Consider the following 10037-nt stretch of genomic DNA (forward strand, 5'->3'; position numbering starts at 1 on the left):
AATACGAAATTACTTTGGCGTGCGTAACATCAGATGTTTATTTAAATTTGCATTCAGCGTTGTGGATTTTTATTTCGTATTTCTGTTGAGGTGAAGATAAATCCATCTCTAATACATATGGATTTACACGTTGAAATTGATGCTCAAATAGTAATTCACAATTTTGTAAAGAATTTTTTTTGATCAGTTGTTTGACTTGCTGTTGACCCACCGATTCTGCAAATTGTGTAAAGTCAGGTGTGGTGATAATTCCTTCGATTTCTATTTTATCTGCTGAAACTTCCATTTTTTCCATCAACATATTTTGGTCAACTTGAAAAGGAAGAGTACGAGAGTCCTCGTCACTTATGGCAGAAAGTATTTCATCTAATGCAGGTTTATTTTTGATTTGGTATGCAGCATCCAAAATTCCTTTTTTTACGAGGTATTGATCTAACTCAGTTGGAGATGCTGCAAATGTAACGGTGCTTAGGCCCAAAGAGACTAAAATTAAAAAGCTGTTTTGAATGTGCATATTTTAAATCACTTATAAAAGTTATGGTTTTATTAAAGCATGCAAAAACAAAAAAAGCACCCGAAGGTGCTTCATTTATCTAAGTAAAACCTTAGTCTTTTTTAAGATTTTCGTTAATTAAAAATTCAACAAGTGCTTTTTGTGCATGTAAGCGATTTTCAGCTTCATCCCAAACCACTGCATTTTTGTGGTCAAGCATATTTTCAGAAATTTCTTCGCCACGATGCGCAGGCAAGCAGTGCATAAATAAGCAGTCAGCGTGAGCAAGATCCATCAGGCGTTCATTCACTTGATAATCTGCAAACGCTTTTTCACGAATTTTTTGTTCTTCTTCTTGGCCCATACTTGCCCAAACATCTGTCACGATTAAATCTGCATTAACTGCAGCATCTTCTGCAGAATCAACAAGTTCAACACAGTGTGCAAATTCAGATAAAAATTCAGCTTTAGGTTCATAGCCCTTAGGTGCAGCGATTTTTAATTTAAAGCCCCACATATGAGCAGCTTCAATATATGAGTTACACATATTGTTGCCATCACCAATCCAAGCAACCGTTTTACCTTCAATAGAACCACGGTGTTCAACGAATGTTTGAACATCGGCAAGTAATTGGCAAGGGTGGTGATCATCTGTTAATGCATTGATGACAGGAACTTTTGAATAAGAAGCAAAACGTTCAACAATGTCATGACCAAAAGTACGAATCATCACAATATCAAGCATGCTTGAAATCACGCGTGCAGAATCTTCTACTGGCTCGCCACGACCTAATTGAGAGTCGCGAGATGAAAGGAAAATTGCACTACCACCAAATTGGCTCATTCCTGCTTCAAACGATACACGTGTACGGGTGCTCGATTTCTCAAAAATCATGCCCATGACTTTACCAACGAAAGGTTGGAAAACTTCATTGTTATGCTGTTTGCGCTTGAGTTCGATACCGCGCTGTACAATTTGGTTAAGTTCTAAAGTCGATAAATCGCGTAAAGTTAGAAAGTGACGTAGAGCCATTGTTACTCCACAATAATTGCTGAATCAAAGAACAAAACAACAATTAGTTGTTGGTTGGTTAGAGAAAAAGGAATCGATTAATATACTATAAGAGAGGTAAATTGCAAAAAATCTAGCGCTTTTGGTGACCGTCTAGGAAACGATCGACGCAATAACTGATGTAATTGATGGTTTCTTGATCATTTTCGTCAATGCTGATGCCCATGAGAACGCGCCATTCTAAATTTCGCAAAATTCCAAAATAAAATTGAGCCGAAAACAGCGGGTTTTCACAATACAGCAAACCGTGTTGATGTGCTTGATATAAAATTTCCGCAACGGTGTTCTGAATTTGTTTTGGGCCTTGCTCATGAATATAACGTGCTATTTCAGGATTACGTCCTGTTTGTTCTAAGACTAACCGCATAAATGCCGCATTTTCAGGCATCACGATATGCTGATGAAAGTCACTTAAAGTATTGATGAGATAAGCACGAATATCGGTGTCAGGGCTCACCGTAAATGGTAGGCAAATATCTTTGAAAAATAAGCAGCGACGATAGTCACAAATGGCCTTAAATAATCCGTCTTTATTACCAAAATATTTATAGATTGACGCTTTTGAACCACCTGCATGATTCACGATGTCATCTAATGAAACTGCATCAAAACCACGTTTTAAAAAAAGCTCCGTAGCACTTTCTAAAAGCGCAACACATCGTTCATGTCCGCGCCGCGTTTGTGGCTGGTCATGCGTTAGAGGTTCAATGTGTATTAAATCTTGCATAAAGTGATAATTTTTAACAAAAAAAGAGCTGATTTGACGATAATTATAGCAAAAAAATTAGTACTTTTCTGCTTTGCTTATAAATTAGAGATCTTTGACTAAAGAATAACAACAGATAGGTGATAAGTGAAATATTTGACTAAAGTTTTAGAGTTAATATTCTACAAAGCCATAGAGTTGGAAAAAAATATGGATATACTCAAACTTCGAAAATTAAAGTAAATGCCGTGGAAAGGAATATGACACAACAAACGTCTGCAGGCTTAAGATTTAGACAAGCATTAGAAGTAGAAAAGCCGTTACAAATCATTGGTACCGTAAATGCCTATGCAGCTATGATGGCGAAAGAAGTCGGCTATAAAGCGATATATTTATCTGGTGCAGGTGTTGCGAACTATTCATATGGTTTACCTGACTTAGGCATGACCAGTTTAGACAATGTTTTGGAAGATGTTCGTCGTATTACCGAACGTGTAGACACGCCATTACTTGTCGATATCGATACAGGTTGGGGCGGTGCATTTAACATTGCTCGTACTGTGAAACAAATGATTGCTGCGGGTGCAGCAGCGGTGCATATCGAAGACCAAGTGGCACAAAAACGTTGTGGTCACCGTCCAAACAAAGAAATTGTGTCACAACAAGAAATGGTTGACCGTATTAAAGCGGCAGTCGATGCAAAAACCGATTCAAATTTTGTGGTGATGGCACGTACAGATGCATTACAAAAAGAAGGTTTGCAGGCAGTGATCGACCGCGCATGTGCATGTGTAGAAGCAGGAGCAGATGCGATCTTTGCTGAAGCAATGACAGACATCACCATGTACAAAACAGTCTGCGATGCTGTGGGTGTACCAGTATTGGCAAATATCACAGAGTTTGGTGATACCCCTTACTACACCAAAGAAGAATTAGGCGAGCAAGGCATTTCAATGGTGCTTTATCCATTGTCTCCGACACGTGCAATGCAAAAAGCGGCACTCGAAGTGATGCATGCAATCCGCAATGACGGTACACAAGTCAATGTACTGGATAAAATGCAACAACGAAAAGAACTCTATCAATTCCTCGATTATCACACTTTTGAAAATACCTTAGATAAATTGTTCACTGAAGGAAAATAAAAAATGGCTGAAGGAAAAGTACTCACGGGCGCAGGACTGCGCGGACAAGTAGCGGGTAAAACTGCACTTTCAACTGTAGGCAAAAGCGGTGCGGGCTTAACCTATCGTGGTTATGACGTTCAAGACTTGGCAGAAAACTGTCAGTTTGAAGAAGTTGCGTACCTGATTTTCTTTGGTGAATTGCCAACAACAGAACAATTAGCAGCATACAAAGCTAAACTCAAATCATTGCGTCAATTGCCACAAGCGTTGAAAGAAGTATTAGAACGTATTCCTGCGGACTCACATCCAATGGATGTGATGCGTACAGGCGTTTCAATGTTAGGCAACCTTGAAACTGAACAATCGTTTGAACAACAACAAGATGTTGCAGACCGTATTTTGGCAACGCTACCTGCGATCATTTGCTACTGGTACCGTTTCAGCCATGATGGTGTACGTGTAGAAGAAAACACCGATGATGATTCAATCGGCGCTCAATTCCTACATTTACTGCGTGGCGAAAAACCAAATGAATTGCACGAGCAAGTGATGAACGTATCACTGATTTTGTATGCAGAGCATGAGTTTAACGCATCTACATTCACAGCGCGTGTATGTGCATCAACATTGTCAGATATGCATTCATGCATCACAGGTGCAATTGGTTCACTACGTGGCCCATTACATGGCGGTGCGAACGAAGCTGCGATGGAAATGATTGAAAACTGGACGTCTCCAGAAGAAGCTGAACGTGAAATGCTCGGCAAACTTGAGCGTAAAGAAAAGATCATGGGCTTTGGTCATGCGATCTATAAAGACAATGACCCACGTAACGGCATCATCAAAATCTGGTCTGAACGCCTAGCGAAAGACGTTGGCGATACGGTACTTTATCCAGTATCAGTACGCTGTGAAGAAGTGATGTGGCGTGAGAAGAAACTGTTCTGTAATGCAGATTTCTTCCATGCATCTGCTTATCACTTCATGGATATTGCAACGAAATTGTTTACGCCAATTTTTGTAATGTCACGTGTAACAGGCTGGGCTGCACATGTAATGGAGCAGCGTGCGGACAATCGTATTATTCGCCCAAGTGCGGACTATACAGGTCCGGAATTACGTAAAGTTGTGCCAATTGCAGAGCGTTCTGCGGCATAATTTTAAAGTTAAATAAAAAAGCCTCTTTTGAGGCTTTTTTATTATTTGTTATTTAATTTAACAATCTATTTGGTTAATAAAACTGGATCTTCAACGCTATATCCTGTTTCAAATGGAATCCCTAGATATTTAACAGTTACTAAATAAAAAGGCTTTTGCACTACACGATAAGTTTTAGAGATTTTTAAACCTTCTTTATAGGTCTCAGCCTTTTGTACAGCGCTTTTATACTGCGAATTTTTAACACGATATTGATAGGTCCATTTATCAATGGTTTCAGTGGGGTCATACCATGATTTAGCAGTGCCATTCATGGTTGTTAATAACTGTATTCGAGCATTATTGTTATTTACTGGTGTTAATTTGACTAAACGTTTTTTTATTTTCGCGATTTCTTTATCAAACTGGGTGCTGTCTTGATCGTAATCAATCCGTTTTGTCTTTGGATTAATATACAAAGACTTCACTGTAATTAATTGCGTCGGTTTTTGGCTATTTAATTGATAATAATATAATTGTGGTAAACGACCACGACCATCTTCAAAATGACGCATTAAATAGATTTTTTGGTCTTTTTTATCAAAACCTAAAACCTCAATGTTTTGAGGGCCGCCTACCGTCGCGAAAGCAGAGCAGGACAGTAGGGTGCTAATTGCGAATGCATTGAAATGACGTAGCTGCATTTTCTTGTCCTGATAAGTAAATTCCTCAATACAGTATGCGATGCAAAATGATATTTAAATATGAAGATTATGTATGTTTTATTCTGCATTTAAGATGTCTAATACACTGTGAGCAACATTTTCAGTTAACTGATCTAGGCGTTCTAAAGCCGTACCCAAAATAAAATAATGATAATTATAGATACGACCATCATGTAAGATTGAAATATAAAATGTTCCTTCGGGTTTTTCTACGGTTGCACTGCCACCGGGTTTGAGTAATCCGGTGCAGGCCACCACGAAGTCCGCATGAAAAAATAGTTGTTGTCCTTGCTCAGCCATCGCTTGAGTCACTTCTGCGGATTCGGCCGTAAATTTTTCTATTAGTAGAGGATCTACTTTTAAAATTTCACGCTTGATCGATGGATCATAGCTGACAAGACCACCTAACAAGATATCTGCACCACTATTCTTATAAATTGAAAATTGGCTACATAAATAACCAGAGCTCGCACTCTCGATAAACGCGATAGTCATGGATTTTTGTTCTAAAGCATCGCAACACAGTTTAAGCATGTGCTTACCCCAAAGTAGAATGGTGAATGATCATTAGTATTCTTAAAATTTTAGCATTGATTTCGCTCGCCTGTAATTTCACTAAAAGTCTAAGTTGGTACTGTGTGTGTTGTGGAATTCACGAAAATAGCGTGATTGTTTAGAAGCTGTACGAAAATATGAAATAAAGGTTTCTTCGGAAGGAAAACGATGTTAAAACTTAAAATAAAGAGCGTAACAAAAGTAGGTTTATTTCAATGAAAACGACTGTTAAATATGTAGTATTAAAAAGCCTAGACTATCAATTGGGCACGCCACTTTTTCAAGAAGAATTAGACGCAGATAGCCTGTATTTTGATCAAATTCCGGCTGTAATTCAGTATCAAAATCATCAATTCAAAGTGAAAAGCAAAGAGTTAAAGCGTGTTTATTTGGCGGAAGAAAATGAAGACATGCAAACCATTATTGTGAAAGTACTTGCCGTTTAATTTCGATCAATTTGTAGTATTAAAAATACAGTTCTCATTGAGTTGGGAGCTGTTTTTTTTGTATTTGACAGACTCAAATTTATATATAAATCTAGATTTAAAGGAGATATGTATTTTTAATGGAGCATGTAAATAATTTTGTGTAATTGCTTTTCATCAATTTAAAGGTGATTGCTTAAGCGGTCACCGAATTCAATAATAAAGCGGCTCATGGCTAAACGCCAGTCGCGAATCGGCATATTCCACTTTTTAGATGCTGCATCAATGGCCAGGTAAATCACTTTACGTACAGAATCATCCGTTGGAAAGACTTTACGTTTTTTGATCGCTTGGCGTATTACGCTGTTTAATGACTCGATTGCGTTGGTAGTGTAGATGGCTTTGCGTATCTCGGCTGGATAAGCAAAGAAGGTATTCAGATTCTCCCAATGCGTACGCCAGCTTTTGCTGATCTGTGGGTACTTGTCATCCCATGTTTGGGCAAATTGATCTAGGGCCATCAAGGCTGCCTCTTCAGTGGGTGATTGATAAACGGCTTTTAAATCCTGAGTGACCACCTTGTAATCTTTCCATGACACGTATTTCAAGCTGTTGCGTAGCATGTGGATAATGCACAGCTGGATGTGGGTTTGCGGGTATACGCTGTTAATGGCATCAGGAAAGCCTTTTAGTCCTGAGAAGCGCTGCTTCGCAAGGCAGGCGATCAGAATATCCTGCAACCCTCGGTTTTTCAGCTCAGTCAGAACATTTAGTCAGAACTTGGCAACTTCATTCTCAGCCATCCACATGCTGAGCAGTTCTTTGTGTCCATCAAGATTAATGCCTAAGGCAAGGAATACAGCCTTGTTGATGACACTGCCATTATGACGGACTTTAACTACAATACAGTCCATATAAACGATGGGGTAGATTGCATCCAGCGGACGGTTTTGCCATTCAGCAACCTGCTCATTGACGGCATCAGTCACCTTGGAAATGAGCGTTGGAGATACATCGGCATCGTACATTTCCTTGAAGGTAGCAACGATTTCACGGGTGGTCATACCTTTGGCATAAAGGGATAGAATCTGGTTATCCATTTGCGTGATACGGGTCTGATTTTCTTAATCAACTGAGGTTCGAAAGTACCATAACGATCACCTGGTGTGGTGATCTCAATCTCCCCATCATCGCTAAGTACAGTCTTACTAGAATAACCATTGCGTGAATTTGAGCCAGATTTACGGGCATTTTTTTCATGTCCGAGATGTTCGGTAAGTCCGGCATTGAGAGCCGTTTCAACAGTGAGTTTAGTCAACAATCGGGTGAATTGGTTTAGATCGTCTTCTGTTTTGATTCCTTTAGCAAATTCTGCTGCAAGGTCTTTTAGTTTTTGTTCGTTCATCATATTGCCTGACTCCGTTGTGAATATGAAGGTAGCAAATTCAGGCAATTACACAATTTAAATTACAGTCTCTTTTAGACCACTTGATCGTGTCGTCTTCGCTATTCGACTAACAGCTATTTAATCCCCCAGATATTATTTAACCCGAATCGCGGATAAGAAATAAACTTGACAATAAGAAGACTAGAGCCATCAGTTGAGTTACCACACAAAACTCACAACTCTAGTCCTAATGTTCAATAGTACCGAATTATTCTGCGTAATTGATGATTTCTTTCTTAAATTTGAAGCAACTTATTGGAACTTTCTCAAACAAAATAGCCATTCTTTAAGAATCAGACGTGCTCATCTGACGATCTCAGAAATCTGCTTTATTGCCATTTGGTATTAATGTTCTTATTTCAGCAATTTCAAAGCCTTTTTCACATGGTTAAAAGAAGATAAAAGACATTTGTTTAAAAGCTTACCATGTTACCATATGACAGACAAAGCACAGGCGAAACTAGACTTAGAAATTAGTATGAAGTGTTGTAATCCTAATGCCCCGAATATGCCTAGCTAACAAAAAAGTTAATTTATAAGTTATGAAATATAAATAAAATTGAGATAACATTAGGTATATATTAAAATATTTGATATAGTGTGTTTGATCGAATCCGTAAGCGGAACGGTAGTGTTTGAGTTGTTAACGGAATTGCGTATTCCCTCCATTCTGATGTTCAAGCATCAAATTCAAACAGTTAACGCATAGCATGAATTCGCATCATGCCGATCAAGGGAAGCCTGCAGCTATCCGTGGGTTTTCCTTAAATTCTATTTTTAAGATATTAATTTAATTTTTTTTATCTTTCTTAAATTTCATAGCTACTGTAAATATCATAAGTTTAAATTTTTCTTAAGTGAACAATCTCCAAAATTAAAGTTGGTTTTATTTTTAATACTATTCTGTTTACAAAAGCTCATTATATGAGTCAATAAATGAACATATCTAACGGCTGGACTACTGCTTCAGCAACTAACGGCGATGAAATTCGTGTGAATATTATTCCGTTAAAAAAAATTCAAAGCAATTTGAATGGTAAAACTTTAGTTGAAGTTGCTAAACAAGTTGTCCTAGAGTCAGGACAAAAGCTAACTTTAAATATTGATGGTAAATCTTTTTATACTGAACTAAATAAACTATATAAATTGTATTTTTAAACTCTCACTCTTAAACCGGAACAACTTAGAGCTAAAATTTTTTAATTAAATTATTTATAAATTAATTATTTATTTTCTTAATTTTTTCAAGAACTCTATATTAAATATTATTAAAGGAAATTATTATGTCAAATTTAACTACAGGCACTGTTAAGTGGTTTAACGATACTAAAGGCTTCGGTTTCATCGCGGCTGATAACGGCGAAGAAGTTTTTGCTCATTTTTCTCAAATCATTTCAGGTGGTTTCAAATCACTTGCTGAAGGTCAGCGTGTACAATTTAGCGTATCAAAAGGTCAACGTGGTTTCCAAGCGAGTGAAATCGTTGGGATTGATGGCTAATACATGGAAACTTTATTAAACAAAGTAATGTTAGATGTGGTTGATCAACATGGCGCTGTCTATACACTAGAAGCTATGTGCGAAAAGTCATCTGATGAGCCAAATAGTTTTGGGGATTGCGTCCGTTATCTAAATATAGATGATGAAATAATTAAGCCTAGCTTTGATATGCATTTCTACAGTGATAAAACTGGAAAAATATTTAAGTTATTTTAATTTTTACATGCATTTAAATTAACCTCCTCCGGGAGGTTTTTTATTGGGTGAAATATGGAGCCTGATGTATATAAAGCGCTAACCAAAAAGATACGTCCCAAAAAGAAACCACACACCAGGCCTTTACCTAAAGCCAGTGAAAAAGAGGTGGTCCCACATGTTTGAACAACTAAAAGCTTATTTATAAGTGATACTCTGCTCTAGTTAAGCTACCTTATTTTGTTGTGGTAGCTGGTCATAGTAAAACTCATCTGGAGTCATTTTGTCCAGACTCGAATGAGGTCGTTTCAAATTATAAAATTCAAAATATGCGTTTAATTGCTTCTTCGCATCCAAAACATTGCTGTAGGCTTTGAGATACACCTCTTCATATTTAACGCTCCGCCATAATCGTTCAACCATCACATTATCAACCCATCGACCTTTACCATCCATACTGATTTGAATGCCATTTGATTTCAATACATCAATAAATGCATCACTGGTAAACTGACTGCCTTGGTCTGTATTAGGGTGTGTTGACATTTACAGCCGATAAATTGAGCTAAAGAGGCAACCATATAAATATACAAGCTAAAGCAACAGCGCTTTGATAGTTACGTTTTAGCTTATCGTATCTTGTGGCAATTCCTCTA

11 protein-coding genes and 4 pseudogenes are annotated in these 10037 nt (G+C 37.6%); 7 read left to right on the forward strand and 8 right to left on the reverse strand.

The features are described 5' to 3' along the window. Nucleotides 1–37: 37 nt before the first annotated feature. The 3 genes from FTU64_RS01535 to FTU64_RS01545 all read right to left on the reverse strand — a co-directional run bounded on the left by FTU64_RS01535 (nucleotide 38) and on the right by FTU64_RS01545 (nucleotide 2292). A complete protein-coding gene (locus FTU64_RS01535) occupies nucleotides 38–514 on the reverse strand; it encodes a hypothetical protein (RefSeq protein WP_168379811.1) in 477 nt (158 codons plus the stop codon). Between the two features lie 91 nt (nucleotides 515–605). Beyond that, entirely contained in the window at nucleotides 606–1526 is a 921-nt protein-coding gene (gene argF, locus FTU64_RS01540) for an ornithine carbamoyltransferase (protein WP_078193464.1), read from the reverse strand. A 112-nt stretch (nucleotides 1527–1638) separates the two neighbouring features. Next, nucleotides 1639–2292 carry a TetR/AcrR family transcriptional regulator gene (locus tag FTU64_RS01545; protein ID WP_180005562.1) on the reverse strand — a complete coding sequence of 218 codons (654 nt, stop codon included), beginning with the start codon at nucleotides 2290–2292 and terminating at the stop codon, nucleotides 1639–1641. Nucleotides 2293–2531: 239 nt separating this feature from the next. On the opposite strand from FTU64_RS01545, the gene prpB reads away from it, so the two are divergent. Both prpB and prpC read left to right on the forward strand, forming a co-directional pair. Beyond that, complete coding sequence (gene prpB / locus FTU64_RS01550; RefSeq protein ID WP_078188636.1) at nucleotides 2532–3416, forward strand: methylisocitrate lyase; 885 nt, start codon at nucleotides 2532–2534, stop codon at nucleotides 3414–3416. A 3-nt stretch (nucleotides 3417–3419) separates the two neighbouring features. After that, nucleotides 3420–4556: a 2-methylcitrate synthase gene (prpC, locus tag FTU64_RS01555; protein WP_180007804.1), complete on the forward strand. Its 1137-nt coding sequence runs from the start codon at nucleotides 3420–3422 to the stop codon at nucleotides 4554–4556. Nucleotides 4557–4621: 65 nt separating this feature from the next. Here prpC and FTU64_RS01560 read toward each other — a convergent pair whose 3' ends face one another. Together FTU64_RS01560 and FTU64_RS01565 are read right to left on the reverse strand one after the other, a co-directional pair. Continuing rightward, entirely contained in the window at nucleotides 4622–5239 is a 618-nt protein-coding gene (locus tag FTU64_RS01560) for an aminotransferase (RefSeq protein ID WP_180041410.1), read from the reverse strand. 78 nt (nucleotides 5240–5317) lie between these two features. Further along, a complete protein-coding gene (locus FTU64_RS01565; protein WP_180041411.1) occupies nucleotides 5318–5794 on the reverse strand; it encodes a CinA family protein in 477 nt (158 codons plus the stop codon). Nucleotides 5795–6030: 236 nt separating this feature from the next. On the opposite strand from FTU64_RS01565, the gene FTU64_RS01570 reads away from it, so the two are divergent. Continuing rightward, the gene (locus FTU64_RS01570; RefSeq protein WP_078190858.1) at nucleotides 6031–6261 is read left to right on the forward strand and encodes a hypothetical protein; all 231 of its coding nucleotides are present in this window, start codon (nucleotides 6031–6033) and stop codon (nucleotides 6259–6261) included. Nucleotides 6262–6422: 161 nt separating this feature from the next. On the opposite strand, the pseudogene FTU64_RS01575 reads toward FTU64_RS01570, so the two are convergent. After that, nucleotides 6423–7645, reverse strand: a pseudogene (locus FTU64_RS01575) (IS256 family transposase). Nucleotides 7646–7877: 232 nt separating this feature from the next. Here FTU64_RS01575 and FTU64_RS01580 point away from each other — a divergent pair. From FTU64_RS01580 to FTU64_RS01595, 4 genes and pseudogenes are all read left to right on the forward strand, one after another. Beyond that, nucleotides 7878–8120: pseudogene (locus tag FTU64_RS01580) on the forward strand (IS982 family transposase); the annotation flags it as partial. A 503-nt stretch (nucleotides 8121–8623) separates the two neighbouring features. Further along, entirely contained in the window at nucleotides 8624–8845 is a 222-nt protein-coding gene (locus tag FTU64_RS01585; protein WP_067766975.1) for a transposase, read from the forward strand. Nucleotides 8846–8970: 125 nt separating this feature from the next. Further along, the gene (locus FTU64_RS01590) at nucleotides 8971–9186 is read left to right on the forward strand and encodes a cold-shock protein (RefSeq protein ID WP_067766972.1); all 216 of its coding nucleotides are present in this window, start codon (nucleotides 8971–8973) and stop codon (nucleotides 9184–9186) included. A gap of 3 nt (nucleotides 9187–9189) precedes the next feature. Then, the gene (locus FTU64_RS01595; protein ID WP_078193454.1) at nucleotides 9190–9402 is read left to right on the forward strand and encodes a hypothetical protein; all 213 of its coding nucleotides are present in this window, start codon (nucleotides 9190–9192) and stop codon (nucleotides 9400–9402) included. 204 nt (nucleotides 9403–9606) lie between these two features. On the opposite strand, the pseudogene FTU64_RS01600 reads toward FTU64_RS01595, so the two are convergent. Next, nucleotides 9607–9912, reverse strand: a pseudogene (locus FTU64_RS01600) (transposase); the annotation flags it as partial. 34 nt (nucleotides 9913–9946) lie between these two features. Beyond that, nucleotides 9947–10037, reverse strand: a pseudogene (locus FTU64_RS01605) (IS5/IS1182 family transposase); the annotation flags it as partial.

The sequence above is a fragment of the Acinetobacter sp. YH12128 genome (assembly GCF_013418655.1).
Lineage (GTDB): Bacteria > Pseudomonadota > Gammaproteobacteria > Pseudomonadales > Moraxellaceae > Acinetobacter > Acinetobacter amyesii.

Excerpts from the sequence above, each read along its gene's own strand:
- FTU64_RS01535 (WP_168379811.1), bottom strand. The coding sequence starts at position 514 with ATGCACATTCAAAACAGCTTTTTAATTTTAGTCTCTTTGGGCCTAAGC.
- argF (WP_078193464.1), bottom strand. The coding sequence starts at position 1,526 with ATGGCTCTACGTCACTTTCTAACTTTACGCGATTTATCGACTTTAGAA.
- FTU64_RS01545 (WP_180005562.1), bottom strand. The coding sequence starts at position 2,292 with ATGCAAGATTTAATACACATTGAACCTCTAACGCATGACCAGCCACAA.
- prpB (WP_078188636.1), top strand. The coding sequence starts at position 2,532 with ATGACACAACAAACGTCTGCAGGCTTAAGATTTAGACAAGCATTAGAA.
- prpC (WP_180007804.1), top strand. The coding sequence starts at position 3,420 with ATGGCTGAAGGAAAAGTACTCACGGGCGCAGGACTGCGCGGACAAGTA.
- FTU64_RS01560 (WP_180041410.1), bottom strand. The coding sequence starts at position 5,239 with ATGCAGCTACGTCATTTCAATGCATTCGCAATTAGCACCCTACTGTCC.
- FTU64_RS01565 (WP_180041411.1), bottom strand. The coding sequence starts at position 5,794 with ATGCTTAAACTGTGTTGCGATGCTTTAGAACAAAAATCCATGACTATC.
- FTU64_RS01570 (WP_078190858.1), top strand. The coding sequence starts at position 6,031 with ATGAAAACGACTGTTAAATATGTAGTATTAAAAAGCCTAGACTATCAA.
- FTU64_RS01585 (WP_067766975.1), top strand. The coding sequence starts at position 8,624 with ATGAACATATCTAACGGCTGGACTACTGCTTCAGCAACTAACGGCGAT.
- FTU64_RS01590 (WP_067766972.1), top strand. The coding sequence starts at position 8,971 with ATGTCAAATTTAACTACAGGCACTGTTAAGTGGTTTAACGATACTAAA.
- FTU64_RS01595 (WP_078193454.1), top strand. The coding sequence starts at position 9,190 with ATGGAAACTTTATTAAACAAAGTAATGTTAGATGTGGTTGATCAACAT.